Source organism: Hydrogenophaga sp. BPS33 (genome assembly GCF_009859475.1).
Classification (GTDB): domain Bacteria; phylum Pseudomonadota; class Gammaproteobacteria; order Burkholderiales; family Burkholderiaceae_C; genus Hydrogenophaga.
Genome location: NZ_CP044549.1, coordinates 5,778,860 through 5,804,917, shown reverse-complemented (window position 1 = coordinate 5,804,917; position 26,058 = coordinate 5,778,860). Strand labels below are relative to the sequence as shown.

The 26,058-nt window shown below is 66.2% G+C and carries 19 protein-coding genes and 1 tRNA gene; 13 read left to right on the top strand and 7 right to left on the bottom strand.

What is annotated here, in order from left to right; all coding sequences use genetic code 11:
- Nucleotides 1-12: 12 nt before the first annotated feature.
- The 9 genes from rpoC (at nt 13) to F9K07_RS26830 (ending at nt 11,934) form a co-directional block, all read left to right on the top strand.
- Nucleotides 13-4,227, top strand: a complete 4,215-nt coding sequence (gene rpoC / locus F9K07_RS26870) for a DNA-directed RNA polymerase subunit beta' (RefSeq protein ID WP_159596307.1) — start codon at nt 13-15, stop codon at nt 4,225-4,227.
- A gap of 186 nt (nt 4,228-4,413) precedes the next feature.
- Nucleotides 4,414-5,007 (top strand): LemA family protein, encoded by a 594-nt coding sequence (locus F9K07_RS26865; RefSeq protein ID WP_159596306.1) that lies wholly within the window; start codon nt 4,414-4,416, stop codon nt 5,005-5,007.
- Between the two features lie 42 nt (nt 5,008-5,049).
- Nucleotides 5,050-6,120 carry a M48 family metalloprotease gene (locus F9K07_RS26860; protein WP_159596305.1) on the top strand — a complete coding sequence of 357 codons (1,071 nt, stop codon included), beginning with the start codon at nt 5,050-5,052 and terminating at the stop codon, nt 6,118-6,120.
- 78 nt (nt 6,121-6,198) lie between these two features.
- On the top strand, nt 6,199-7,560 hold the full coding sequence (gene rsmB / locus F9K07_RS26855) for a 16S rRNA (cytosine(967)-C(5))-methyltransferase RsmB (RefSeq protein WP_159596304.1): 1,362 nt from the start codon (nt 6,199-6,201) through the stop codon (nt 7,558-7,560).
- 4 nt (nt 7,561-7,564) lie between these two features.
- Nucleotides 7,565-8,275 (top strand): DUF4390 domain-containing protein, encoded by a 711-nt coding sequence (locus tag F9K07_RS26850; protein ID WP_159596303.1) that lies wholly within the window; start codon nt 7,565-7,567, stop codon nt 8,273-8,275.
- Between the two features lie 17 nt (nt 8,276-8,292).
- Nucleotides 8,293-10,581, top strand: a complete 2,289-nt coding sequence (locus F9K07_RS26845; protein WP_159596302.1) for an ATP-binding protein — start codon at nt 8,293-8,295, stop codon at nt 10,579-10,581.
- Between the two features lie 31 nt (nt 10,582-10,612).
- Nucleotides 10,613-11,308 (top strand): response regulator, encoded by a 696-nt coding sequence (locus tag F9K07_RS26840; protein WP_159596301.1) that lies wholly within the window; start codon nt 10,613-10,615, stop codon nt 11,306-11,308.
- Between the two features lie 58 nt (nt 11,309-11,366).
- Nucleotides 11,367-11,442, top strand: a tRNA-Phe gene (locus tag F9K07_RS26835).
- Between the two features lie 99 nt (nt 11,443-11,541).
- Nucleotides 11,542-11,934, top strand: a complete 393-nt coding sequence (locus tag F9K07_RS26830; RefSeq protein WP_159596300.1) for a hypothetical protein — start codon at nt 11,542-11,544, stop codon at nt 11,932-11,934.
- Nucleotides 11,935-11,947: 13 nt separating this feature from the next.
- Here the strand turns inward: F9K07_RS26830 and F9K07_RS26825 are convergent, their stop codons facing one another.
- The 3 genes from F9K07_RS26825 to F9K07_RS26815 form a co-directional block, all read right to left on the bottom strand.
- A complete protein-coding gene (locus F9K07_RS26825; protein WP_159596299.1) occupies nt 11,948-12,694 on the bottom strand; it encodes a tectonin domain-containing protein in 747 nt (248 codons plus the stop codon).
- A gap of 115 nt (nt 12,695-12,809) precedes the next feature.
- Nucleotides 12,810-13,322, bottom strand: a complete 513-nt coding sequence (locus F9K07_RS26820) for a hypothetical protein (RefSeq protein WP_159596298.1) — start codon at nt 13,320-13,322, stop codon at nt 12,810-12,812.
- Nucleotides 13,319-15,391, bottom strand: a complete 2,073-nt coding sequence (locus F9K07_RS26815) for an ATP-dependent helicase (RefSeq protein WP_159596297.1) — start codon at nt 15,389-15,391, stop codon at nt 13,319-13,321. The genes F9K07_RS26820 and F9K07_RS26815 overlap by 4 nt, the downstream gene beginning before the upstream one ends.
- A 90-nt stretch (nt 15,392-15,481) precedes the next feature.
- Between F9K07_RS26815 and F9K07_RS26810 the strand changes: the two genes are divergently transcribed.
- Both F9K07_RS26810 and F9K07_RS26805 read left to right on the top strand, forming a co-directional pair.
- Nucleotides 15,482-16,444 carry an AEC family transporter gene (locus F9K07_RS26810; protein WP_159596296.1) on the top strand — a complete coding sequence of 321 codons (963 nt, stop codon included), beginning with the start codon at nt 15,482-15,484 and terminating at the stop codon, nt 16,442-16,444.
- 133 nt (nt 16,445-16,577) lie between these two features.
- Nucleotides 16,578-17,585: a porin gene (locus F9K07_RS26805; protein ID WP_159596295.1), complete on the top strand. Its 1,008-nt coding sequence runs from the start codon at nt 16,578-16,580 to the stop codon at nt 17,583-17,585.
- Here F9K07_RS26805 and F9K07_RS26800 read toward each other — a convergent pair whose 3' ends face one another.
- Nucleotides 17,586-18,554: an MBL fold metallo-hydrolase gene (locus F9K07_RS26800; protein ID WP_236581589.1), complete on the bottom strand. Its 969-nt coding sequence runs from the start codon at nt 18,552-18,554 to the stop codon at nt 17,586-17,588.
- Between the two features lie 141 nt (nt 18,555-18,695).
- On the opposite strand from F9K07_RS26800, the gene F9K07_RS26795 reads away from it, so the two are divergent.
- Together F9K07_RS26795 and F9K07_RS26790 are read left to right on the top strand one after the other, a co-directional pair.
- The gene (locus F9K07_RS26795; RefSeq protein ID WP_159596294.1) at nt 18,696-19,199 is read left to right on the top strand and encodes a GAF domain-containing protein; all 504 of its coding nucleotides are present in this window, start codon (nt 18,696-18,698) and stop codon (nt 19,197-19,199) included.
- Nucleotides 19,196-19,609, top strand: a complete 414-nt coding sequence (locus tag F9K07_RS26790) for a hypothetical protein (protein WP_159596293.1) — start codon at nt 19,196-19,198, stop codon at nt 19,607-19,609. Before F9K07_RS26795 ends, F9K07_RS26790 begins: the two co-directional genes overlap by 4 nt.
- 126 nt (nt 19,610-19,735) lie before the next feature.
- Here F9K07_RS26790 and priA read toward each other — a convergent pair whose 3' ends face one another.
- The 3 genes from priA to F9K07_RS26775 form a co-directional block, all read right to left on the bottom strand.
- The gene (gene priA / locus F9K07_RS26785) at nt 19,736-21,874 is read right to left on the bottom strand and encodes a replication restart helicase PriA (protein ID WP_159596292.1); all 2,139 of its coding nucleotides are present in this window, start codon (nt 21,872-21,874) and stop codon (nt 19,736-19,738) included.
- 444 nt (nt 21,875-22,318) lie between these two features.
- Nucleotides 22,319-23,422 carry a uroporphyrinogen decarboxylase gene (gene hemE / locus F9K07_RS26780; RefSeq protein ID WP_159596291.1) on the bottom strand — a complete coding sequence of 368 codons (1,104 nt, stop codon included), beginning with the start codon at nt 23,420-23,422 and terminating at the stop codon, nt 22,319-22,321.
- A gap of 213 nt (nt 23,423-23,635) precedes the next feature.
- Nucleotides 23,636-25,822 carry a protein-disulfide reductase DsbD family protein gene (locus F9K07_RS26775; protein WP_201451484.1) on the bottom strand — a complete coding sequence of 729 codons (2,187 nt, stop codon included), beginning with the start codon at nt 25,820-25,822 and terminating at the stop codon, nt 23,636-23,638.
- Nucleotides 25,823-26,058 lie beyond the last annotated feature (236 nt).

Genomic DNA, 26,058 nt, shown 5'->3' with positions numbered 1-26,058 from the left:
GGAAAGCAACCCATGAAATCCTTGCTCGACCTGTTCAAGCAATTCACGCCCGACGAGCATTTCGATGCCATCCGCATCGGCCTGGCGTCGCCGGAAAAAATCCGCTCGTGGTCCTTCGGTGAAGTCAAGAAGCCCGAGACCATCAACTACCGCACGTTCAAGCCCGAGCGCGACGGTCTGTTCTGCGCCAAGATCTTTGGCCCGATCAAGGACTACGAATGCCTGTGCGGCAAGTACAAGCGCCTCAAGCACCGCGGTGTCATCTGCGAGAAGTGCGGCGTTGAAGTCACGCAGACCAAGGTGCGCCGCGAGCGCATGGGCCACATCGATCTGGCTGCGCCCTGCGCCCACATCTGGTTCCTGAAGTCGCTGCCATCGCGTCTGGGCCTGATCCTGGACATGACCCTGCGCGACATCGAGCGCGTGCTGTACTTCGAAGCGTATGTGGTGGTCGATCCCGGCATGACCCCGCTGAAGAAGTTCGCGATCATGAGCGAGGACGACTACGACGCCAAGCGCAAGGAATTCGGCGACGAGTTCATTGCCAAGATGGGCGCCGAAGGCATCAAGGAACTGCTGCAGGCCATCGATCTCGACATCGAGATTGAGAAGCTGCGCAACGACCTGACCGGCTCCGAGCTCAAGATCAAGAAGAACGCCAAGCGCCTCAAGGTGCTGGAAGCCTTCAAGAAGTCCGGCATCAAGCCCGAATGGATGGTGCTCGACGTGCTGCCCGTGTTGCCGCCGGACCTGCGTCCGCTGGTGCCGCTGGACGGCGGCCGCTTCGCGACCTCTGACCTGAACGACCTGTACCGCCGCGTCATCAACCGCAACAGCCGTTTGCGTCGCCTGCTCGAACTCAAGGCGCCCGAGATCATCGCGCGCAACGAGAAGCGTATGCTGCAGGAAGCGGTCGACTCGCTGCTGGACAACGGCCGCCGTGGCAAGGCCATGACGGGCGCCAACAAGCGCGCGCTGAAGTCGCTGGCCGACATGATCAAGGGCAAGAGCGGTCGCTTCCGCCAGAACTTGCTGGGCAAGCGCGTCGACTACTCCGGCCGTTCGGTCATCGTGGTGGGCCCGACGCTCAAGCTGCACCAGTGCGGCCTGCCCAAGCTGATGGCGCTGGAACTGTTCAAGCCGTTCATCTTCTCGCGCCTGGAAGCCATGGGCATCGCGACCACCATCAAGGCCGCGAAGAAGGAAGTGGAAGCCGGCACGCCGGTGGTGTGGGACATCCTTGAAGAAGTGATCAAGGAACACCCAGTGATGCTCAACCGTGCGCCGACGCTGCACCGCCTGGGCATCCAGGCCTTCGAGCCGATCCTGATCGAAGGCAAGGCGATCCAGCTGCACCCATTGGTCTGCGCGGCCTTCAACGCCGACTTCGACGGTGACCAGATGGCCGTGCACGTGCCGTTGTCCGTGGAAGCGCAGCTCGAAGCCCGCACGCTGATGCTGGCCTCGAACAACATCCTGTTCCCGGCCAACGGCGAACCTTCTATCGTGCCGTCGCAAGACGTGGTGCTGGGTCTGTACTACGCGACCCGCGAGCGCATCAACGCCAAGGGCGAAGGCATGTACTTCGCCGATCTGGCCGAGTTGCAACGCGCGCTGGACAACGGTGTGGTCGAGATCACCTCGAAGATCGCCGTGCGCCTGACCCAGCACACGCTGGACAAGGCCAGCGGTGAGTTCGTGGCCTCCACCTCCCTGGTGGACACGACCGTCGGCCGCGCGCTGCTCTCCGAGATCCTGCCCAAGGGACTGCCCTTCGAGGTGCTGAACAAGGCGCTGAAGAAGAAGGAGATCTCGCGCCTGATCAACGCTGCGTTCCGCAAGTGCGGCCTGAAGGAAACCGTGGTGTTCGCCGACAAGCTGCTGCAAAACGGCTTCCGTCTGGCCACGCGTGCCGGCATCTCGATCGCCGTGGACGACATGCTCGTGCCCAAGGAGAAGCCGGCCATCATCGACCGCGCCGAGAACGAGGTGAAGGAAATCGCTCAGCAGTACGCTTCCGGTCTCGTGACCGCCGGCGAACGCTACAACAAGGTGGTGGACATCTGGGGCAAGGCCGGTGACGAGATCTCCAAGGTCATGATGGCCCAGCTGGCCAAGCAGAAGACCACGGACCGCAGCGGCAAGGAAGTGGACCAGGAGTCGTTCAACTCCATCTACATGATGGCCGACTCCGGCGCTCGCGGTTCTGCGGCGCAGATCCGCCAGCTGGCCGGCATGCGCGGCCTGATGGCCAAGCCCGACGGCTCCATCATCGAGACCCCCATCACGGCGAACTTCCGTGAAGGCCTCAACGTGTTGCAGTACTTCATCTCCACCCACGGCGCCCGCAAGGGTCTGGCGGACACGGCGTTGAAGACGGCGAACTCCGGCTACCTCACCCGCCGCCTGGTGGACGTGACGCAGGATCTGGTGGTCAACAGCCAGGATTGCGGTACTTCCAATGGCACGCTGATGCGCGCCATTGTCGAAGGTGGTGAAGTGATTGAATCGCTGCGCGACCGCGTGCTGGGCCGTACCACGGCCGAGGAAGTGATCCATCCCGAAACCCGCCAGATGCTGGTGCCGGCTGGTGAGCTGCTGGACGAAGACCTGCTCGACGTGCTCGAAGCCGCCGCGGTGGACGAGGTGAAGGTGCGCACCGCGCTGACCTGCGAAACGCGCTTCGGCATCTGCGCCAAGTGCTACGGCCGCGACCTGGGCCGCGGTGGTCTGGTGAACATCGGCGAAGCGGTTGGCGTGATCGCCGCGCAGTCGATCGGCGAGCCTGGCACGCAGCTGACCATGCGGACCTTCCACATCGGTGGTGCGGCGTCGCGCGCGGCGGTGGCCTCCAGCGTGGAAGCCAAGTCCAGCGGTTTGATCGGCTTCAACGCCACCATGCGCTACGTGACCAACACCAAAGGTGAGCTGGTCGTGATCGCGCGTTCGGGCGAAATCGTCATCCACGACGAACACGGCCGTGAGCGCGAGCGCCACAAGGTGCCGTACGGTGCGGTGCTGTCGGTCAAGGCCGACCAGACCATCAAGGCCGGCGCGATCCTGGCCAACTGGGATCCGCTGACGCGCCCGATCATCACGGAGTTCGCCGGTCAGGTGAAGTTCGAGAACGTCGAGGAAGGCCTCACGGTGGCCAAGCAGGTGGACGACGTCACCGGCTTGTCCACCCTGGTGGTGATCGATCCGAAGCGCCGCGGCGCGGCCAAGGTCGTGCGTCCGCAGGTCAAGCTGATCGATGCCTCCGGCAACGAGGTGAAGATCCCCGGCACCGACCACTCGGTGACTATCGGCTTCCAGGTCGGCGCGCTGATCCAGGTGCGCGATGGCCAGGACGTGGGGCCCGGCGAGGTGCTGGCGCGCATTCCGGTCGAAGGCCAGAAGACGCGCGACATCACCGGCGGTCTGCCGCGTGTGGCCGAGTTGTTCGAAGCCCGCAGCCCGAAGGACAAGGGCATGCTGGCCGAAATGACCGGTACCGTGTCGTTCGGCAAGGAGACCAAGGGCAAGGTTCGCCTGCAGATCACCGATCCGGACGGCAAGGTCTGGGACGAGCTCATCCCCAAGGAAAAGAACATCCTGGTGCACGAAGGCCAGGTGGTCAACAAGGGCGAAAGCATCGTCGACGGGCCGGCCGATCCGCAGGACATCCTGCGTCTGCTGGGCATCGAGGAACTCTCGCGCTACATCGTCGATGAAGTGCAGGATGTCTACCGCTTGCAGGGCGTGAAGATCAACGATAAGCACATCGAGGTGATCGTTCGCCAGATGCTGCGCCGTGTCGTCGTCGACAGCGTGGGTGACTCCAACTACATCGCCGGCGAGCAGGTCGAGCGTTCGGAGATCCTGAATACCATTGATGCGTTGCACGCCGATGGCAAGATCGCGCCGACCTACACCAACGTGTTGCTGGGTATCACCAAGGCCTCGTTGTCCACCGACTCGTTCATCTCCGCGGCGTCCTTCCAGGAAACCACCCGTGTGCTGACCGAAGCTGCCATCATGGGCAAGCGCGACGAGCTGCGTGGCCTGAAGGAAAACGTGATCGTGGGTCGCCTGATCCCGGCCGGTACCGGCATGGCGTACCACGAGGCGCGCAAGGTCAAGGAAAAGATGGACGACGACGAGCGCCGCGCCATCGCCGAGGCCGATGCCATCGCGCTGGCGGCGGACCAGGCCGACGCGTCGAGCAGCACGCACGAAGCGGAGTGATCGAGCCCACCCCTGCGGCGCTGCGCGCGGGGTGTTGTATCTCACCCACTGACGTATCAAAAGCCCCCGGTTATCCGACCGGGGGCTTTTTTCATGGTGTGAGGTACAGGGTGCGAGGCATCGTGCGCGGTATATTGGCCGCGCCTGCCGAGGGGGCAGGCTTGCATACAACAAGGAGTCGCGAACATGTCCGTCTCGCTGTGGGTCTTTTTGGCCGTGGGTCTCGTGGTGTTCTTCTGGGCCGTCGGCGCGTACAACCGCCTGGTGCGGCTGAAAAACGCGATTGCCAATTCCTTTGGCCAGATCGACGTGCAACTCAAGCGCCGCTACGACTTGATTCCCAACCTGGTCGAGGTGGCGCGCCGTTACCTCGCGCACGAGGCACAAACGCTCGAAGCGGTGATCGCCGCGCGCAACCAGGCGCGTACCGCGGAGCAGAACGCGGCGGGCAGTCCGCTCAACGCCCAGGCACTGGGCGCACTCGCGGGTGCGGAGCAATTGCTGGGAGGCGCAATGGGCAAGCTGTTCGCGGTGGTCGAGGACTACCCCGAACTCAAGGCTGACCAGAACATGCGCGAACTCAGCGAAGAACTGACCAGCACGGAAAATCGCGTGGGTTTCGCGCGCCAGGCCTACAACGACCACGTGCTCGAATTCAACGACGCGGCGGCCCAGTTCCCTGCGTTGATCATTGCGCGACTGTTCGGCTTTCAGCCGCAGGCCATGCTGGCTTCAACGACCAGTGAAGCCGAACGCGAGACCCTGCGGATTCAGATGTGATGCGCTCCTTGCCCGGCCTTCAGCGTCGACGGACGCGCTGATATGCGCTTTTTCGAATTCCAACGCAATGCCCGCAACGAAACCCGGCGGCTTTTGTTGGCGTTCGGCCTCACGGTGCTGCTTCTGGTGCTGGCCGTCAACGCCGCGCTGGCCTTGGCCTGGGGGCTGACCTGGGGCTTCTGGATGCCCGGCGAGATGAACTATCCGCGCCACTACTTCGTGGTGAACACGGTGGTCACGCTGCTGTTCGTGCTGGGTGGGTGGTGGGTCGAGACCACGCGCCTGGCCGATGGTGGCGGGCAAAGACTGGCGCAGCAGATGGGCGCGCGCCTGGCCCAGCCATCGGGGAACTTCAACGAGCAGCGTTTTTGCAACATCGTCGACGAGATGGCGATCTCTTCGGGCATGAAGCGCCCGCAAGCCATGGTGCTCGCGCGCGACCTGGGCATCAACGCGTTTGCCGCCGGCTGGAACGAAGACGATGCGGTGGTCGCCGTGACGCAGGGGGCGTTGGATTGCCTGACGCGCGACGAACTGCAGGGCCTTGTGGCGCACGAGTTCAGCCACATCGGGGAGGGTGATACGCGCTTGAACATGCGTCTGGTGGGCATGGTCTTCGGGCTGGAAATGCTCTACCGCATGGGCCAGACCCTGTTCGATCCCGACGATCAAGGTCGCCGCAGGGCCGCAGCCTTGATCGGCTTGGCCATCATGGCCGCGGGCTGGTTGGGCTGGCTGGCGGGCCATGCCTTACAGGCCGCGGTGTCGCGCCAGCGCGAGTACCTGGCCGACGCACGCGCCGTGCAGTGGACGCGCAGCCGCGAAGGGCTGGGCGGCGTGCTGCGCAAAGTGCTCACGCAACGGCGCGACGGCGTGGTACCGCAGCGCGTGGGCTCGTCCGTGCAGCACATGCTGCTGGTGGCCAACGAAGGCAGGGGTGGCAAGGCCGAACATTGGCTCGATTCACATCCACCGCTGGCCGCGCGCATCCGCCGCATCTATGGTCGGGACATGGGGCCCTTGCCTCTGCGCCAGGACGACGAGGCGCCCGCCCAGGCGGGCAAGCCCGCCGCCTCGGTCGCCGATCCCGAGACAGGCTGGACCTTGAGCTGACGACGTCGATGGCGCTGATGCCAGTGTGTGACACTCTCCCTCTCGAATCCCGAACGACCGTCGCCACGGACCACCGCTTTGACTGCCTCGGCCCCTCCGCCTTCGACCCCCACCACCCCCAAGGGCCCGACCCTGGCCACCCAGCTGCGTCACACCGCCCAGTGCGTGCTGGCGGTCGAGCAGGGCCAGTCCCTGAGCGATGTGTTGCCCGCGCTGCCACCGGCACTGCGCCCCGGTGTGCAGGCCTTGACTTTCCATGTCTTGCGCCACCTGGGTGCCGCGCGCGCCGTAGTGGGTCTTCTTGCCCCGCGCAAGCCGTCGCTCGCCGTGCGCGCCTTGCTGAGCAGCGCGGTGGCACTGCTGCTGGAGCCTGAACACGATCAGGCGCCACGCTATCCCGCTCACACGCTCGTGAACCAGGCCGTCGAAGCGGCGCGGCAGGAGCGCCAGACCGAGCGCCAGGCCTCCTTTGTCAACGCCTGCCTGCGGCGTTTCCTGCGCGAACGCGTCGACCTGCTCGCCGAGATCGAAGCCGACCCGGTGGCGCGCTGGAACCACCCGCTGTGGTGGATCGAGCGGCTGCAGCGCGACCACCCCGGGCATTGGCAGGCCATTCTCGGCGCCAGCAACCAACCCGGCCCGATGGCCTTGCGCGTGAACCGCCGTAAGGTGGACCGCGCTGTCTACCAGCAAAGCTTGCAGGCGATGGGGCTGGCCTCCACGCCTTTTGGCCGCGACGGGCTGGTGCTGCAGGCGCCCCAACCGGTCGAGCGCCTGCCCGGTTTTGCCGATGGGCATTGTTCCGTGCAGGATGCCGCTGCCCAGATGAGCGCCGGCTTGCTGCTCGAAGGGCGCACCTGGAATGGCGCCGACCGCGTGCTCGACGCTTGCGCAGCACCCGGGGGCAAGACCGCGCACGTGCTGGAAAGCGCCGACGTGAGCCTGTTGGCCATCGACGTCGATCCGAGCCGTTGCGAACGCATCGAAGACACGCTGCGCCGCCTGGGCCTGCTCGCAGAGGTGCGCAGCGCCGATGCAGCAAAACCCGAGACCTGGTGGGATGGACAGCGGTTCGACGCGATCCTGCTCGACGCCCCATGCACCGCATCGGGCATCGTTCGCCGGCATCCGGACGTGCGTTGGCTGCGCCGCGCCAGCGATGTGGACGCCCTCGTGACCACGCAGCGCGCCCTGCTCGAGGCCTTGTGGCCGCTGCTCAAGCCGGGGGGGCGGTTGCTGTACGCCACCTGCTCCGTGTTCCGTGCCGAGGGGGCAGGGCAGGTCGAGGCGTTCCTTGCGCGCCACAGTGACGCGGTCCACCACCCTTCGCCAGGGCATTTGCTGCCCGGCAACGCTGCCCCGCACGGGCAGTTCAACGACAATCCTCCAGGTGGACACGACGGATTCTTCTATGCCCGCCTCGACAAGGTCCAGCCTTGATCCGATGCCCTGCACCCACCACAAGGCGCGCACCGTGAGCCTTTTGCGTGCGGTCTGTGCGGTGTGGGTTCTGTCGTTGCTGGCCCTGTGGCCCGCCCATGCCCAGGCGCCCCAGGTGCAGCACTTGAGCTTGCAGCGCACCTCGGAGGCCCTGTTCCTCTCGGCACGCATGGAACTGCAGCCCGCCACCGAGGTGGAAGACGCCCTGTACAAGGCCGTTCCCCTCTATTTCGTGTGGCATGCCGACATTTACCGCGCGCGTTGGTACTGGGCCGACAAACGCGTGGCCAGCGCCACGCGCACCATGCGCCTGGCCTATCAGCCACTCACACGCCGCTGGCGCGTGAGCCTGTCCAACGACGCCGCTGCCGCTGCAGGTGGTGCGGGGCTGCAGTACGCGCTGCACCAGAACTTCGACACGCTGAACGAAGCCCTGGCCGGCGTGGGGCGGGTGGTGCGCTGGAAGTTGGCCGATGCCAGTCGACTGGAGCCGGGCGCTGACCACGAACTCGAGTTCTCGTTCCGACTCGACCTCTCCCTGTTGCCGCGCCCGTTCCAGATCGGCATGGGCAACCAGCCCGAGTGGACGGTCGAGACGCGGCAGACCTTGCCCGTCCCCGAACGCATCGAAGCCGACAAGTCGCCGGAGCCGGTGCCAGGCGCGCACAGCGCCGAAGTCAGTGGCGATAGCACCGTGCGTGAACCCACGCGCTGACCCACCGACGGATCGCCATGTCCCGCGCGCAAGACCGAGACGGCCAGGAACCGATCGTGGTCCCTGTCCACACCACCGCACCCAAGTCCAAGCCCGCGGCGGTGCGCTGGGCCATTGGCGCTGGCCTCGTGTTCATGACCGGCGTCGGCATGGTGTTGCTGTTCCTGCTCACGCTGGCCACGAACAACCGCGCCCTCTACGAGCAGAACTTCACCTGGCTCGTGGGCGTCAATGTGGCCGTGGCCGCCTTCCTGCTGCTGGTCATCCTGTGGTTCTCGTTGCGCCTGGCCGTGCGCCTCAAGCGCGGCAAGTTTGGCAGCCGGCTGCTGATCAAGCTCGCCGCCATCATCGGCCTGGTGGGTGTCTTGCCCGGGCTGCTGATCTACACCGTCTCGTACCAGTTCGTCTCGCGCTCGATCGAAAGCTGGTTCGATGTGCGCGTGGAATCCGCGCTGGCGGCCGGCCTGAACCTGGGGCGCACCACGCTGGATACCTTGGCGGCCGACCTCAGCAACAAGACCCGCATCGCCGCCGATGGCCTCTCGCGCCTGCCCAACTCGGCGGCGGTGCTCGGCCTGGAGCGCCTGCGCGAACAACTGGGCGTGACCGACCTTGTGCTCTGGAGCGGCAGCGGCCAATCGCTGGGCAGCTCCGGCTCTTCCCGTTTCGACATCAATCCCGAGCGCCCCAGCGCCACGCAGTTGCGCAACGCCCGCAGTGCGCGCGTGGTGGCGCAGATCGAAGGCCTGGAGGAAGACGAAGGTGGCGAGCGCGCCACGCCGAATGCCACCAGCCCACCGCGCATCAAGGTGCTGGCCCTGGTCAGCCCGCCCAGTTTTGGCTTCAATGCCGAGTCGCGCTACCTGCAAGTGGAAGTGCCCTTGCCCGAAGCGCTGGTGACCGATGCGCTGGCCGTGCAAGTGGCCAACCGCGAGTACCAGGAACGCGCGCTCACCCGCGAAGGCTTGCGCCGCATGTACATCGGCACGCTCACACTGGTGTTGTTCCTGGCCGTGTTCGGTGCGGTGCTGCTGGCGGTGCTGCTGGGCAACCAGCTGGTGCGCCCGCTGCTGGTGCTTGCCGAGGGCATGCGCGAGGTGGCCGCGGGCAACCTGTCGCCCAAGACCGCCATGACCTCGCGCGACGAACTGGCCAGCCTGACCCGCACCTTTGCCCACATGACGCAGGATCTGGCCGATGCGCGCGCCGCCGTTCAGCAAAGCATGGAACAGGTGGACGCAGCGCGCGACAACCTGCAAACCATTCTCGACAACCTGACCGCGGGCGTCGTCGTGCTCCATGAGGACGGCAGCGTGCAAAGCGTGAACCCTGGCGCGGCGCGCATTCTGCACACACCGCTGGCACTGCACCTGGGCAAGCCGCTGGCGCAGGTGCCGGGCCTGGAGGCCTTTGCCTCCGGCGTGTTGCAACAGTTCGAACGTTTCTTGTCGGATCAGGCGCTGCATGAGGGCGGTTACTGGCAACAGTCCTTCGAACTCAACGCCAACGACAACACGCCTTTCGAACAAGGCATCACGCTGATCGCACGCGGTGCGCTATTGCCCAACAACGAACGCCTGCTGGTGTTCGACGATGTCTCGGAAATGGTGTCGGCCCAACGCGCCAAGGCCTGGGGCGAGGTGGCGCGCCGCCTCGCGCACGAGATCAAGAACCCGCTCACACCCATACAACTCTCGGCCGAACGCCTTGCGATGAAGCTCGACGGCAAGGTGCAGCCGCCCGAGCAAGCCATCCTGAACAAATCCGTGCGCACCATCGTGGACCAGGTCGATGCCATGAAGCGCCTGGTCAACGAATTCCGCGACTACGCACGGCTGCCGGCCGCGCAGCTCGCACCGGTGGATCTGAACGCGCTGGTGCGCGACATCGTCACGCTCTACGACAACGCCGCGGTGCCGGTGCGTCTCGAACTCGCCGATGACTTGCCACCCGCGCAAGCCGATGTTCAGCAGGTGCGCCAGACCTTGCACAACCTGGTACAGAACGCGCAGGACGCGATGGCCGGCATACCGGGTGCGCAGGTGGTGTTGCGCACGCGGCGTTCGGACTCCGGCCAATGGGTTCGACTGACGGTGCTCGACCAGGGACCGGGATTTGCCGAGCACATCCTCAAGCGCGCCTTCGAGCCTTACGTCACCACCAAGGTCAAAGGCACAGGCCTGGGTCTTGCTGTGGTCAAGAAAATCATGGACGAGCATGGCGGGCGTGTCGATCTGAGCAACCGTTTGACCGAAGGCAAGGTCATCGGCGCTCAAGTGTCGTTATCATTCGCAGTTGCTAATTGACAACACTTTCCCAGAGAGAAGCATTCCGCGCATGGCAACTATTTTGGTCGTAGACGATGAGTTGGGTATTCGAGACCTGCTGTCCGAGATTCTCAACGACGAGGGCCACACGGTCGAACTCGCTGAAAACGCCGCGCAAGCGCGCTCGGTACGTGCCCAGCTGCGGCCTGACCTCGTGTTGCTCGACATCTGGATGCCCGATACCGATGGCGTGACCTTGCTCAAAGAATGGGCCAGCAGCGGCCTGTTGTCGATGCCGGTGATCATGATGAGCGGCCACGCCACGATCGATACCGCGGTGGAAGCCACGCGCATTGGTGCGACGGCCTTTCTGGAAAAACCCATCACCATGGCCAAGCTGCTCAAGGCGGTGGACCAGGGTCTCAACAAACCGTCGACCAGACCCCAGCAACCCGCACCGAGCCTGGTGCGCCTGGGCAGCATGATGGCCACGGAGCTCACGGTGGAAACGGCGATGACCGGCGGCACGTTGCCCGAGCCGTTGATCGACCTGGGGCCGCAGGGCATGCAGTCGTTCAACCTCGAGGGTCCGCTGCGCGAAGCGCGAGACGAATTCGAGAAGGCCTACTTCGAGTACCACCTGGCCAAGGAGTCGGGTTCGATGACGCGCGTGGCGGAGAAAACGGGGCTTGAGCGCACCCATCTGTACCGCAAGCTCAAGCAGCTGGGCGTCGATCTGGCGCGCAGCAAACGCAGCGCGATCTGATCGACCGCGACCCGGGAAATGGGTGTCTGGAAGCTGCTACAATCTCGCTTCTTCCAAAGGCCCGGTAGCTCAGTTGGTAGAGCAGCGGATTGAAAATCCGCGTGTCGATGGTTCGATTCCGTCCCAGGCCACCAAATTTCGCAGAAGCCCATCCATCGCGATGGGCTTTTTCGTTTCCGGGCTTGCACATTCCACTCGGATGGCGCAAAGCCCCATTTCCTTTTGGAGATTCCATGGCAGTTGAAAACGTGGCCTTCTCGCTGGACGACGAGAAGCAATTCGCTCGAGGTCTCGTGACCCGCACGCTGGCCGATTGGGCCGAGGAAGCGCGGCAGGACGGCGAGAGCCTGAAGGATGCGGTGGCGCGGTACGAGGTCGACTATGCATGGCACGTATTGGGGTGCGAGCGGACGCGAGACGCGGTGCTGTCGCGGCTGGCGGACGAGCTCGGCAGCCCCGTGGATGAAGCCCGGCAAGCGTGGGTGTGTGGCATGCTGGCCGCTGCGGCACTCGCCCAACCCTCCGACGCGCTCATGAGCTTTGACAACGACGTGCCGGAGCAGCTCTGCCACTTGTGGAAAGCCGGGCTCGACAAGCGCACGAGCTCGGTGGCGCAGACGGCTTGAGGGGCGCAAACGCCTAGCGTGTTGCGCGGGTCTCGCGCAGTGCCGTGGACACCTGCACCAACCAACCTTGCACCAGCTGCCACTGGTCTGATGCGCCGGGGCCGCGGCGGTAGATCGCACCCGACGGCTTCACACCCCACGCGCTGCCGTCGGATGCGACGGCGACCTGGGCCATTTCGCCGCCCACGCGCTTCCATTGGTGGCCGTCCCAGCGCACGACAGTGCCTTGTGCCTCCACGCCCCACACCTGCTGCGCGCTGCCCACGGACACCTGGATCGGCCCGGGCGGCATGGCGGTCCATTGGCTGCCGTCGCGGCGAAACACGTTGCCCCAGCGGTTCACGCCCCACACGCTACCATCGGCCGCGACCGAGATGTTCACCAGCCGCCCGGGTATGCGTTGCCATTGCGCGCCGGTCCAGCGAAAGATGTCTTCGTCGGCATTGAGCACCCACACGTGCTGCGCACTGCCCACGCTGACCTGAACGGCCGCGCCGGGCATGGTGTGCCAGCGATTGCGCTCGCGTTGCAGGATCGCGCCCGAGCGCTCCACCGCCCACACCGCGCCGTCGGCACCCACCGACACCTGGCGCAACGCGTTCTCGCTCTGGGCCTCGTGCCATTGGGCCTGGACCCAGTGCCATGACTGACCGCCGGCGTTCACACCCCACACATGGGCGTCCTGGGCGCGTGCGCCAGTGGTGCCGGCGAGAAACAGGCACAGCGCAAGTGCCAGCGATCGCGGGGAAAACAGGTTCATGGGGGACGCCTGAGCGGTGAGAAGAGGGGCGGGCGGCGTGGTCCTCGGGCGCCCGTGGCCGCAGCATTCTCCGGCGCGTGCTCATCGCGCCGCAATAGGCGATGTGGCCGGTCGTTCAGCGCCAGCCTTGGGACTTCTTCAGCACGAAGCTCATGGGGACGTCGCTCGACGTGCCACCTTCTGCAGGCCGGCGAATACCGCGGATTTCCTGGCCGCAGGTACCGGGCGTGACCTGGCCTTCCCAGACCGCGTCCATCGCCACACCATCGGCCGACTCGTCGAGATTGAACTCGTCTCCGTTGGAGACATCGCCGGACACCACGGCTTGTCGATCGTTGCCGGCGGTGCTGCGCTTGAGGTTGCCGCGCACGCTGCCCGGGTATTCGGGGTGCTTTTCGAACAGCGCCGCGCCGCTGGACGCCGGTCGGGCCTCGTCGCCGCCTTGCACCGGCCACAGATGGAATTGCCACAGACCATAGAGCTGGGGTGCGCTCATCTCGTCGGGCGATGCACATGCCGTGGCAGCCCATGCGGCCGCGGGAGGGGTCTGCGCGACGGCCGGGAAGGTGCTCAGCGCCATGGAAAGCGCCGTGAAGATGGGCGCAAGGGCATGCGGAAAAACGCTCATGGGGCGGGACTCTGTGCGGACTTCTGTTCCGTTGCTCTTTTCGCAAACTCGGCGCGCAGCGCGCGCAGTTTCTCGCGCGGGTCTTCCTTCACGGTGGCCTGGTCCAACGCCATTTCCTTGATGAAGCGGCTGGGCGTGCCCGGCACGCTCTCGCGGCCCTTCTTGCGCCGCTTGAGCCAGCTCACGGCCAGCGTGCGCTGCGCGCGCGTGATGCCCACGTACATCAAGCGCCGCTCTTCCTGCAGGCGCTGCGCCATGTCCTCGGCCGGCGCGTCGCTCTGGCCGGGTTGTTCGTCCATCTTGAATGGCAGCAGACCTTCGTTCACGCCGACCAGCATCACGTGCGGCCACTCCAGGCCCTTGGAGGCGTGCAGCGTGGACAGGGTCACCACGTTCTCGTCCTTCTCGCGTTCGCTCAAGGTCGAAATCAGTGCGATGGTCTGCACCACTTCCAGCAGGCTCTTGCGTTCGCTCTCGACCTGAACGCCCGCGTCGTCTTCCAGCTTGCCGCCGCAGCGCCCGGCCACCCAGTCGCAGAACTCCAGCACGTTGGTCCAGCGCGCGGCCGCGACCTTCTCGCTTTCCTCGCTGTCGTAGAGGTGCTTTTCGTAGTCGATGTCCTTGAGCCACTCGCTCAGGAAGGTGCGTGCGGCCTCGTGCCCGACGGTGTGGCGCGCGCGGTACTCGAGTTCGTTCACTGCGCGGCCGAATTCGTGCAGGCTCGCCACGCCACGCGCCGGCACGGCGGTGCCCAGCGAGTTGGCGAACAGGGCTTCGAACAGGCTGGTCTTGTATTGCGTGGCGAACGCACCGAGCTGCTGCAGCGTGGTGTGGCCGATGCCACGCTTGGGTGTGGTGGCCGCGCGCACGAACGCGGGGTCATCGTCGTTGTTCACGAGCAGGCGCATCCAGGCGCAAAGGTCGCGAATCTCGGCCTTGTCGAAGAAGCTCTGGCCGCCCGAGACCTTGTACGGAATCTGCGCGCGGCGCAGCGACTGCTCGAACGGGCGTGCCATGTGGTTGGCGCGGTAGAGGATGGCGAAGTCGCGCCACTCCTTGTGCGTCGAGTTCGCGCGCAGGCTCTGGATGCGCGCCACGGCGCGCTCGGCTTCGTGCTCCTCGTTGTCGGCGTCGACCACGCGCACCGGCTCGCCTTCGCCCAGGTCGCTCCACAAGGTCTTCGGGAACAGCTTGGGGTTGGGCCCGATCACATTGTTGGCCGCGCGCAGGATGGCGCTGGTGGAGCGGTAGTTCTGCTCCAGCTTGATGACCTTGAGTTCGGGAAAATCCTGCGGCAGCTTCTTCAGGTTGTCCAGCGTGGCGCCGCGCCAGCCGTAGATGGACTGGTCGTCGTCGCCCACTGCAGTGAAGCGCGCGCGCCCGCCCACCAGCAGCTTGAGCAACTCGTACTGCGTGGCGTTGGTGTCCTGGTATTCGTCCACCAGCACGTGGCCCATCTTCTGTTGCCAGCGCAGGCGCACATCCTCAAAGTCGCGCAGCAGCTTGAGCGGCAGGCTGATGAGGTCGTCGAAGTCCACGCTCTGGTAAGCTACCAGACGCTCCTGGTAGCGCTCCATGATCATGGCCGCCACGCGCTCGTCTTCGTCCTTGGCCTGGGCGAGCGCCTCATCGGCCGTCATGCCCGCTCCCTTCCAGGCGCTGATGGTCCATTGCCAGCCGCGTGCGGTGTTCGCGTCGGTGGTGCCGCCGCAGTCCTTGAGCAGGCTGGTGATGTCGTCGGTATCGAGGATGGAGAACTGCTTCTTCAGGCCCAGCACTTCGCCAGCGTCACGCAGCAAGCGCACGCCCAGCGCGTGAAACGTGCAGATCAGCACCTTCTTGGCGTCGCGTCCCACCAGCTGGCCCGCGCGCTCGCGCATTTCAGCGGCGGCCTTGTTGGTGAAGGTGATGGCGGCGATGCGGTCGGCCGCCAGGCCCGCCTGGATCAACCGCCCGATCTTGTGCGTGATGACGCGCGTCTTGCCCGAACCCGCGCCCGCCAGCACCAGACAGGGGCCCGCCAAGTGGTTCACGGCATCGAGTTGGGCGAGGTTCAGGCCGTGGGACATGGGGGCAGGGCGGGGCGTCGGGCGAAAGCGTTGAATCATACCGGCAGGGTGCGCTCGCCCCACTCCGGCTGGCCTGACACAATCCCACCCGTGCTGCAAATCCTGCTCGTCACTTTCCCCTTCTTCGCGCTGGTCCTGGCAGGTTACGTGGCCGCGCGCCGGCGCATGCTGCCGCTGGAGGCCATCCCGGGGCTCAATGGTTTTGTTCTGTTCTTCGCGCTGCCTTGCATGCTGTACCGCTTCGGCTCGACCACGCCGATCGCGCAACTGCTGGACATGCGCGTGGCCGCTCTCTATCTGCTCTGCGGCCTGGTCATCGTGGGCGCCAGCATCGCGCTCACGATGAACGCGCGCATCCGCTGGAACGACGCCGCGATGGGCGCACTGGTGGCCGCCTTTCCCAACTCGGGCTTCATGGGTGTTCCGCTCATCGTGGCCTTGCTGGGCGCATCGGCGGCGGGCACGGTCATCCTCACGATGGTGGTGGACATGGTGGTCACGAGTTCGCTGTGCATCGCGCTCTCGCGGCTGGATGGCACGCAGGGCAATGGCCGTTCGGCGATGTTCGACGCGGCCCGCAAGGCACTTCGAGGTGTGGTGGCCAATCCCATGCCCTGGGCCATCCTGCTCGGAGGGCTGGCTTCGGCATGGGCGTTGCGCTTGCCCAAACCGGTGGAGCAAACGGTGTGGCTGCTGGCGGATGCAGCTTCGCCGGTGGCGCTCTTCACCATCGGCGCGGTGCTGGCGCGCGCGCAGATGACGGCCAACCATCCGATGCCGCTGTCGGACTACCTGCCGGCTTCGTTGATGAAGCTCTTCGTGCACCCGCTGCTGGTGTTCGCCGCGGGTTGGCTCGCCATCCGCGCAGGCATGGACTTGTCGTCCTCGGCGCTGACGGTGATGGTGCTCGTGGCCGCCTTGCCCAGTGCGAGCAACGTGTCGCTGTTGGCCGAACGATTCGGGGCGGACAACGGGCGCATCGCCCGCATCATCCTGGTGACCACCGCCGCGGCGTTCCTCACTTTCTCCTGCGCGGTGGCTGTGCTCACCTGATGCCTTCGTCGCGGCCCACGCATGTGGCCCGGATTTTGCGACGCTCCTGTTGCGTTCAGGCGCAAAGGCTTCGATCCATCGGACGCCCAAGGCCTGACTTCGCCTTTTGCAACCCTTCAGGAGTTTTCTTTTCATGGATAAAACATTCCAACGCAGCCTGCTCGCTGGTGCCGTGTTGAGCCTTGCCGCTGTTGGTGCACAAGCGCAAAGCGCGGTGCAGATTTACGGTTCGATCGACATGGGTCTGGGCTCGACCAAGGCGCCCGGCGGCCGTTCTGTCACAGGGGTGGACAGCGGCAAGATGACCACCAGCTTCTATGGCTTCAGCGGCGCCGAAGATCTGGGCGGTGGTCTGTCCGCGCAGTTCAAGATCGAAGGATTCTTTCGTGGCGACACCGGCGCTCAGGGCCGTTTCAACGGTGACGCCACTTTTGCGCGCACCACGTCCGTGGGCCTGACGCACAAGGATCTCGGTGCCATCAACTTCGGCCGCACCTCCACGCAGCTGTTCGTCTCCACGTTGCTGTTCAACGCGTTTGGCGATTCGTTTGGCTATTCGCCTAGCATCCGCCACTATTTCTCTTCGGGTGCCGGCTCGGTCACCGGTGACACCGGCTGGAACGACTCGCTCTCCTATTCAAGCCCGAGCTTCGGTGGCTTGCGCTTCGGCACCTCGATGAGCACGAAGGAAAACGCCGTGGGCGGTGTGGGCAATGGGGGCAACTGGAGCGTGGGTCTGAGCTACAGCGGTGGCCCGCTGGCCGCCAGCCTGGTGCACCAGAGCGCAAGGAAGGACGCCGCCACGCCGCTGGAGGACACCAAGACCACCCAGCTGGGTGCGTCCTACGACTTCGGTGTGGCCAAAGCCTTCCTGCAATACGGCGAGATCAAGAACACCACCACCCAAAACCGCACCGACATTACCGGCCTGGGGGTCCGGGTTCCCTTGGGAGCGGGAGCCTTCATCGCCCAGTACAGCTCGATGGATCTGCGCGTGGGGGCCGACCGCAACACTGTGTCGCTGGGCTATGTGCACAACCTCTCGCGCCGCACCGATGTGTACGCCGTGGTCATGCGCGACAAGCTCGATGGCCTGTCCAGTGGCGGCGGCTATTCGATCGGCATGCGCCACCGCTTCTGATCAACGCTTCAATGCCTCCTGCTCCAGCAGCAGGTAGGTGTTGTAGGCGTTCATTCGGTTGGCCGGACCGAACATGGGAACGCCTGAGAAGGCCGACCAATCGGTCTTCTCATAGGCCTCGTCGAAAGGCACGAAGTCGTTCACCGCCGCGCCCATGGTCTGGCGCAGGTGCTGGAGATAGTCGCGCGTCATGCCGATGTCCTTCTTCGGGTCGGTCGATGCCGCGCCGTGGCCTGGCACCACCGTGCGCGCGTCGAACGTCAGCAGCCGCTCCAGCGACTCGATCCACTGCTTGCTGTTGGCCTGGCCCACGAACGGCAGGCGGCCGTTGAAGAACAGGTCGCCGGCGAAAAGCACCTTCTCCGAGGGCACGAACACCGCGATGTCCTCCGGCGTGTGCGACGGCCCGACCGGCACGAGGTCGAACACCACGCCACCTACCTGGATCGAGGTGGGACCGTCGATCCAGACGTCGGCCGGCACGATGCGGGTGTTCGCGTCGATCCACGGCGCGAGATCGGTGCGCGAGGCTTGCAGGCGCAGGCGCGCCGTGTCGGACTGGATGTACTCGCGCGAAGCGCTGTGCGCCACGATTTGCGCGCCGAGTTGCTTGAAGTGCTGCAGGCCGTAAATGTGGTCTGCGTGGTAGTGCGTGAGGATGACGTGCGTCACCGGCTTGTCGGTGACCTGGCGGATCTGTTGGGTGAGCCGCTCGGCCAGGCGTGGCGAGCCCAGCGCGTCGATCACGACCACGCCCGCAGGCGTGACCACGAAACCCGCGTTGCTGATGAAGTTCTGGTTCTTCGGCGAGCCCAGCTGGGTGAGACCTTCCACGTAGTAGCTGTGCGGGCCCACGGTCTGCGCGCGCATCGCCGGCCCCGTGTCTTCTGTTTGGGCGAGGGCCGCGCCGGCAGCGGCGAGGGCCAGCAGGGTGGGCAGCAACCAGTGGCGAAGGGAAAGCAGTGGCACAGGTGTCTCCATGAAAAGCCGTGTTCGAGCTTATATCGTAGTTTGCTTATATTTGTCGGGTCGCGCGATGGGCCTAAATCTTTTTTCATAGCAACCGATGTCATCAGAACGCTAACGTCGGCGTGACTGGTTGGAGCGCTCATGATCAAAGCACCGCTGCCTCACAACGAAGCCAAGCGCCTGAGTGCGCTGCGCGATCTTGTGATCCTCGACACACCGCCCGAGGAACGTTTCGACCGCATCTCCGCCTTCGCGGCCAAGGAATTCAATGTGCCGATCGCGCTGGTTTCGCTGGTGGACCAGGACCGGCAGTGGTTCAAGTCGTCCTTCGGCATGCTGGACATGCAGGAGACACCGCGCGACATCTCCTTCTGCGGCCATGCCGTGACCATGGCCAAGACGCTGGTGGTGCCCGATGCGCTGAAGGACCCGCGCTTCGCCGACAACCCGATGGTGGTGGGGCAACCCTACATCCGCTTCTACGCGGGCGCCCTGCTGCGCCTGCCGTACGGGCAGGTGGTGGGCACACTGTGCATCATGGACCGTCGCCCACGCGAGTTCGACCGTCTCGATGAGGCCATCCTCGGCGGGTTGCGCGATCTGGTGGTGGAGGAACTGTTCCGCCGCGAGGAGGCGGTTTCATGAGCGCCGCCGCGCCCTCATCGCAACCGAAGGTGCTGCTCGTCGAGCCCGACGGGCTGGTGCGCGGAACGGTTGCTTCCGTGTGTCGCGAACTGCAACTGGTTCAGCTGCAGCAAGCGACCAGCATTGCGCTCGCGGAGCGCTGGATGAAGTCCAATGTCGACCAGGGCCTGTTGCTCTCGCTGGCCGAAGGCCCGGTGGCGCTGGATTTCCTCTCTCGCGTGCGTGAAGGCCGGTACCGCTGCGCGCCGGACATTCCGGTCGCCGTGATGGCCCCCACCTGCGACGCCGCACTGGCCACGCGTCTCAAGGAGCTGGACGTGCGCCGCCTGTTGCTGCAGCCGTTTCGCCTGCGCGACGTGGTGCGCACGCTGGAGCAGCTGTGGCCCGTGCCAGAAGCGCTCGCCGCATAGAAGAAAACCACGCCCTCTCCGGCGCGAAGGGTCAGCATCCAGAAACACCGAGGATCCGGCTTTGCCGGTCCCAGGTGTTGTCCCCCCTTCCAGGGGTGAAGCGCCGTCAGGCGCGCAGGGGGAGCGCTATATCGACAGCGGATCCACGTCCACCGCGAAGCGCACCAACCCCCGCGCCTCGGGCAGGCCGCGGCAACCCAGCAGCACCGGTTGCCAGGCGCTCAGAAAGCGTTGCAGCGCGCCGCGCGACGTGGCTTCCACCAGCAACTGCGCGCGCTCCACATTGGCCACGCGCTGGATCGTCAACGGCACGGCCGGGTAGAGCGTGATCTCGTCGCGGTGCGGCAGGCCTTCGGCGGCCTGCGCGGCGGCGTTCAGGTAGGCCTGTGCCGCCTGCTGCGTGCGCGCGTCGGCGCGCAGCAGGGCCTGGTGCGCAAATGGCGGCATGCCCGCACCTTCGCGCTCGCTCAGTTGTTGCGCCGCGAAGGCCGTAAAGTCGTGCTGGCGCAGCGCGGCGAACAGCGGGTGCTGCGGTGACCAGGTCTGCACCCAGAGCTCGCTGGCGCTGCCTTGGTCGGCGACGAAGGCAGCATCGCGGCCTGCGCGTCCCCCGGCCTGCATCAGCAGCGCGAACAGGCGCTCGGGCGCGCGGTAGTCGCTGGCGTACAAGCCCGAATCGGCGTTGAGCGCGGCCACCAGCGTGATGCGGCGGAAGTCGTGCCCCTTGGCGATCATCTGCGTGCCCACCAGTACGTCCACCTCGCCGCTGTGCATGGTTGCGAGGTGCTGTTCCAGGCTGCCCTTGAGGCGGGTCGAGTCGGCATCGATGCGCGCCACGCGCACGGGCCCGCCGTCGGGGCGCTTCACGTCGATCAGCAGGCTGGCAAGCTGCTCTTCCAGTTGCTCGGTGCCGCGGCCCACGGGCGCGATGTCCAGGTTGCCGCACTCGGGGCAGGCGCGCGGCACGCGTTCGGTGAAGCCGCAGTGGTGGCAGCGCAGCGTGCGGTCGAGTTTGTGGAAGACGCGAAAGGCGCTGCAGTGCGGGCAGCCGCTTTTCCAGCCGCAATCGAAGCAGGCCAGCACCGGGGCGTAGCCGCGCCGGTTCAGCAGCACCATGCACTGCTCACCGCGCGCGATGCGCTCGGCCATGGCCGCCACCAAGGGCGGTGCCAGCACCGCGCCCTTGGGCTGGTGGTTCATGTCGACCAGGCGCAGGCGCGGCAAGGCACCGCCGCCGATGCGCGCGGGCATCGACAGGCGCAGGTAGCGGCCCTGGTCCGCCGCGTGCCAGGTTTCCAGCGACGGTGTGGCCGAGCCCAGCACCACGCGGCAGCGCGGGGCCGTAGCACCTTGGCCTGCCAGCAGGGCATCCGTCTCCACCTTGGCCCGGTACACCGCCAGGTCGCGCGCCGAGTACCGCGCGCCTTCCTGGCTCTTGTAGCTCGGGTCGTGCTCCTCGTCGACCACGATCAGGCGCAGGCCGGGCAGGCTGGCCAGCACCGCCATGCGCGTACCCAGCACGATGCGCGCCTGTCCGGTGTGCGCCGCCAGCCAGCCCGCCAGGCGCTGGGCGGGCGTCATGCCGCTGTGCAGGCAGACCAGTGCACCGGCGCCGAACAGGGGTTCGAAGCGCGCGCGAAAACGCGCTTCCAGCTGGGGCGTGAGGTTGATCTCGGGCACCATCACCAGCACCTGGGTCTGGGCATCGGCTCGCAGCACGTGTTCGGTGGCTTGCAGGTAGACCTCGGTTTTGCCGCTGCCGGTGGCGCCGAACAGCAGCACCGGGGCATGGGCGGCTTCGAGCGCGCCCAGGGCGGTGGCCTGTTCGTGGCTCAGATCGTGGCCACTTGGGGTGGCGCCCTCGGCGGGAGCGGGAGTCGCCGCCGCGGCCTTCTGTTGTTTTTTCAACCGGCGCGCCAACCGAACCGCATCCAGGTCGCGCAGCTGCGGCGGCAGCGCGGCCAACGCCACCTCGCCCAGGCTGCGCTGGTAGTACTGCGCCGCAAACCGCACCAGTTGCCGCCACCGCGCGTTCAGGGGCGCAAGGCCATCGAGCACACCGGCCACCGATTTGGTCTGCGCTTCGGTCAGCCCTTCGGGCGGTTCGGTGGCGCAGTCCCACACCACGCCCAGCACTTCACGTGCGCCCAGCGGCACCCGCACCAGGGTGCCTGGCGCGAGCAACAACTCACTTCGGTAGGTGAGGGCTGCTCCCACCCCGCTGTGGGCCGGCGTGGCGACGACGACGCTAGGCCAGAAAGCCATGCTTAGCGCCCAATCCTCAACCCGACTGTCGGAAATCGCGCTAAGTCGTTGATTTGACGGGTCATCGAAACATATCCAGACATTCTGTGGATAACTTTGTTGATAGTTTGCTTTTGCCTCGCCGGAAGCCTTGCAAATCAAGGGTTTTCTTAAACTGCCTGCAAAAAAAGCACAATCCAAATTCCTTATGAATCAACGACTTACGTTGCTTGTGCAGGAGGTGTCCTACGTGGATTCGGTGGCTTCGCCATGGCGCACCGCAACAGAAAATTTGTGCATAAGTAAATCGTGTCAACTGACTTTTTATGCGAATTCTGTGCTATGGCCCCCGGACATCGCCGTTTTTCGAGGTTGGGAGGGTTCGAGAAGTCCCGGTTGACAAGCCGCTGGGAACAGGCCTTTTGGCCTGTCCTGCGACGCAATTGCTACAAAAAAAGCAGCGCTTCAAACGGCCACGCGCAACCGGCGGGAATGCGAATGAACCGCATCCACCAGCACCGACACGTGCTCGGGCGGGGTGTGCTGGCTGATGCCATGGCCCAGGTTGAAGATGTGGGTGGGGCCATTGCCGGGGCCTTGGTGCGGGGTGCCGAAGCTCTCCAGAACGGCGGCCACCTCGGCCTCGATGCGCTCGGGCGGCGCGAACAGCACGTTGGGATCGATGTTGCCTTGCAGCGCCTTGCCGGCAGGCCCTTCACCCACTTGCGCGCGTGCGCGGCCCAGGTTCACCGTCCAGTCCAGGCCGAGCGCATGGCAGTCCAGGTTTTTCATGTCGTCGAGCCAGAGGCCACCGCCCTTGGTGAAGACGATGCGGGGAATCGTCGTGCCCTCGTGCTCGCGCTTGAGCTGCGCCAGCACGCGCTGGGTGTAGGCGAGGCTGAAGTCCTGGAACTTGCCATCGGCCAGCACCCCGCCCCAGCTGTCGAACACCATCACCGCCTGCGCGCCGGCCTCGATCTGCTCGTTCAGGTAGGCGGCCACGGCGTCGGCATTGATCGCGAGGATGCGGTGCATCAGGTCGGGGCGCGCGTACATCAGCGACTTCACGGCGCGGTAATCGTCGCTGCCACCGCCTTCGACCATGTAGCAGGCCAGCGTCCAGGGGCTGCCCGAGAAGCCGATCAGCGGCACGCGGCCGTTGAGCGCCTTGCGGATCGAGGTGACCGCGTTGAACACGTAGCGCAGCTTGTCCATGTCGGGCACGGCGAGCTTGTCCACGTCGGACTCGGTGCGCACCGTTTTGGCGAACTTCGGCCCTTCGCCGATCGCGAACGACAGGCCCAGGCCCATCGCGTCGGGCACGGTGAGGATGTCGCTGAAGAGGATGGCCGCATCCAGTGCGTAGCGCTCCAGCGGCTGCAGCGTCACTTCGGTGGCGTAGTCGGTGTTGGTTGCCAGCCCCATGAAGCTGCCGGCCTGCGCGCGCGTGGCCCGGTACTCGGGCAGATAGCGCCCGGCCTGGCGCATGAGCCAGACGGGCGTGTGGTCGGTGGCTTGGCGCAGGCAGGCGCGCAGAAAAGTGTCGTTCTGCAGGGGAGCAAAGGGCATGTCGGTCTCGGGACGGGGAAGGGAGTATCCGGGGGATTATCCCGTGCACCAAATACCAAGCGGTTCGGCCGGAGAAGCTCCCGGGCTGGCGCCTTTCTCGCTCATCCAGCGTCCGAGCTGGGGCGGGTCTGGTCGTCGGCGCTGTCGTCGCGCGTGGAGTTGATCGTCAACCACACCACACCACGCCCTGGCCGACGCCGGCCGCTGGCAGGCTCAAAGCCCCGTCAGCGCGTCCAGAACTTCGTCAACCGTCAGCACTTCGGACAGTAGGCGGATCGGCTGCGCCGGTGTGTAGATCGCATACACCGGCACGCCATTGCGGCTGAGCTGCGCCAGCGCGGCGGTCACGGCCGGGTCGCGGCGGGTCCAGTCGGCACGCAGCAGCGCCACGTTCTTGGCGGCGAAATGCCGCAGCACGGACTCGTCGGCCAAGGTGGTGCGCTTGTTGTACTGGCAGGTCACGCACCAGGCGGCTGTGAAGTCCACGAACACCGGGCGGCCCTGCGCGAGCAAGTCGGCCTGGGCCTGCGGGCTCCAGGCTTGCCAGCTCACGCCCTCGACCGCCGTCGCCAAGGTTTGGCCGGGGACCGTGGCCTGCAGGCGTGTCACGTTCGGGCCCACCGCCCAGCCCAGCCAGAGCAGGCCCACCACCGACAGGCCGGCGAGCACCTGGCGGCTCCTGCCGCGCAGGCCGAGCGACCACACCAGCAGCGCCAGGACCAGCAGCAGCATGAGCAGCGCGGCCGCACCGTCGATGCCGCTTTGTTGCCCCAGCACCCACACCAGCCAGACCACGGTGGCGAACATGGGAAAAGCCATGAAGCGGCGGAAGACCTCCATCCACGGACCGGGGCGCGGCAAGGCGCGCGCCACGGCCGGCACCCAGCTGGCGACCAGGTAGGGAAGTGCCATGCCCAGGCCGAGCACGGCGAACACGGCCAGTGCCTGTGGGGTAGGCAGGCCCACCGCCAGGCCGAGCGAGGCGCCCATGAAGGGTGCGGTGCAGGGCGATGCAATGGCCGTGGCCAGCATGCCGGTGAGGAAGGCGTCGACCGTGGGGTTCCCGGCTTGCAGGCTGGCCACGCGGCTGGGCAGGATGCGGCCGAATTCGAACAGGCCGGCCAGGTTCAGTCCGATCAGCGTGAACAGCGCCGCCAGCGCCGCCACCACCACCGGGCTCTGCAGCTGGAACCCCCAGCCCAGCTGTTCGCCCGCCGCGCGCAGCGCCAGCAGCAGCGCGCCCAGCGCGACGAAGGACAGCACCACGCCCACGGCATACGCCACGCCGTTGGCGCGCAGGCCCCGGCGGTCGTCGACGTGTTTCGCGAACGCCGTCACCTTGATGGCCAGCACCGGGAACACGCAGGGCATGAGGTTGAGGATGAGGCCACCGAGGAGCGCACCGAGCAGGATCGCGCCCAGCGTGAGTGGAGTGGCGCCGCTGTCGCCCGTCCTGCTGGCTGCGGCGCTGGCGGCGTTCTCGGCCAGCGCCGCCTGCAGCGCGTCGGGCACGGCCGCGGGCAGCGGCGCGGCGGCCGGCCACGTGCCTTGCACCGGTGCGTCGATGCGCACGCCCGTACTGCCGGGCCCGTGGCCCGCGGGCGCGGCGCGCGCCACTACCAGCGCGAACCGGGCGGGGCTTTCGCTGCGGTGCGGCGAGAGTGGCACCTCGGCATTCCAGCGGTCACCGACCCAGGTCTGCTTCCAGGCCGCGCCGGGTTCGATCACGCCCGGCGGCTCCGGAAAGAACTCCAGCGTCTGGCCGCGCCAGACCTTGGGCAGGCCGGCCAGCGATACCTTCAACACATCCTGGGCGGGCTCGACATGGCTGTCCAGCGCGGCCTGGTGGGTCGGGGCAGCCTTGAAGCTGGCATCGAAGGCCGTGCCGTGGAGTGCCGTGGACCCTTGCACCGGGATGCGCAGCGCGAAGCGGCCTTCTTCCGGGATGCATTCCTTGCGGCAGACCAGCCAGGAGGCGTCGAGCTGCACGTCGATGTGGCGGCCGGAGAAGCCGGGATCCACGGTGAGCAGCACCGGCAGCACCACGGTGCCGTCGTAGCCGTAGTTGGCCAGGTTGCCGATCGGGAACTTGCGCGGCGTGGGCCAGGCGATCTCGCCCGCGCTCACGCCGGGCGGCAGCGTCCAGCGCAGCTCGGTGGGCAGTCCGGAGTCGCCCGAGTTCTTCCAATAGGTGTGCCATTCGGGGGCATGGGTGATTTGCAGGCCGACCCAGACGGGTTGGCCCGGGCCTGCGCCCTCGGGCGCATGGGCCAGCAGCTCGGCGCGCGCCTGATCGCTTTGCACCACGGTGCCGGCGGGGGCGGCGCTCAACAGGCCCTGCGCCAGAAGGGACAGCGGCAACAGCGCCAGCAACGCCGCGCCGAGGGCGTGGCGGAGCATGGGGAAAACGAGAAAACGCATGGAAGAGCTGGGGGGAGATCGGAGGAGGGTGGCCGCCGGGGCCCCGGTAAGAGCCGCCCGGCCGCGCCCAAGTTCCTGGGCGAGGCCGCCCGACTATAGGCCGGGCGCGGCCGGTCTGTGCGCTGGCGCGCGCTGTGACCCATTTCACACAGACTTCACAGGGGCTTCATGTTTGGGTACAACCGAGGGCTGGGGATGTGGTTGACCAGCATGGA

Bases quoted from the DNA above. Each gene is read 5' to 3' on its own strand.
- F9K07_RS26845 (WP_159596302.1), top strand. From the start codon at position 8,293: ATGTCCCGCGCGCAAGACCGAGACGGCCAGGAACCGATCGTGGTCCCT.
- F9K07_RS26805 (WP_159596295.1), top strand. From the start codon at position 16,578: ATGGATAAAACATTCCAACGCAGCCTGCTCGCTGGTGCCGTGTTGAGC.
- F9K07_RS26775 (WP_201451484.1), bottom strand. From the start codon at position 25,822: ATGCTCCGCCACGCCCTCGGCGCGGCGTTGCTGGCGCTGTTGCCGCTG.
- priA (WP_159596292.1), bottom strand. From the start codon at position 21,874: ATGGCTTTCTGGCCTAGCGTCGTCGTCGCCACGCCGGCCCACAGCGGG.
- F9K07_RS26825 (WP_159596299.1), bottom strand. From the start codon at position 12,694: ATGAACCTGTTTTCCCCGCGATCGCTGGCACTTGCGCTGTGCCTGTTT.
- F9K07_RS26850 (WP_159596303.1), top strand. From the start codon at position 7,565: ATGCCCTGCACCCACCACAAGGCGCGCACCGTGAGCCTTTTGCGTGCG.
- F9K07_RS26815 (WP_159596297.1), bottom strand. From the start codon at position 15,391: ATGTCCCACGGCCTGAACCTCGCCCAACTCGATGCCGTGAACCACTTG.
- F9K07_RS26790 (WP_159596293.1), top strand. From the start codon at position 19,196: ATGAGCGCCGCCGCGCCCTCATCGCAACCGAAGGTGCTGCTCGTCGAG.
- F9K07_RS26860 (WP_159596305.1), top strand. From the start codon at position 5,050: ATGCGCTTTTTCGAATTCCAACGCAATGCCCGCAACGAAACCCGGCGG.
- F9K07_RS26820 (WP_159596298.1), bottom strand. From the start codon at position 13,322: ATGAGCGTTTTTCCGCATGCCCTTGCGCCCATCTTCACGGCGCTTTCC.
- rpoC (WP_159596307.1), top strand. From the start codon at position 13: ATGAAATCCTTGCTCGACCTGTTCAAGCAATTCACGCCCGACGAGCAT.
- F9K07_RS26795 (WP_159596294.1), top strand. From the start codon at position 18,696: ATGATCAAAGCACCGCTGCCTCACAACGAAGCCAAGCGCCTGAGTGCG.
- F9K07_RS26865 (WP_159596306.1), top strand. From the start codon at position 4,414: ATGTCCGTCTCGCTGTGGGTCTTTTTGGCCGTGGGTCTCGTGGTGTTC.
- F9K07_RS26840 (WP_159596301.1), top strand. From the start codon at position 10,613: ATGGCAACTATTTTGGTCGTAGACGATGAGTTGGGTATTCGAGACCTG.
- hemE (WP_159596291.1), bottom strand. From the start codon at position 23,422: ATGCCCTTTGCTCCCCTGCAGAACGACACTTTTCTGCGCGCCTGCCTG.
- F9K07_RS26830 (WP_159596300.1), top strand. From the start codon at position 11,542: ATGGCAGTTGAAAACGTGGCCTTCTCGCTGGACGACGAGAAGCAATTC.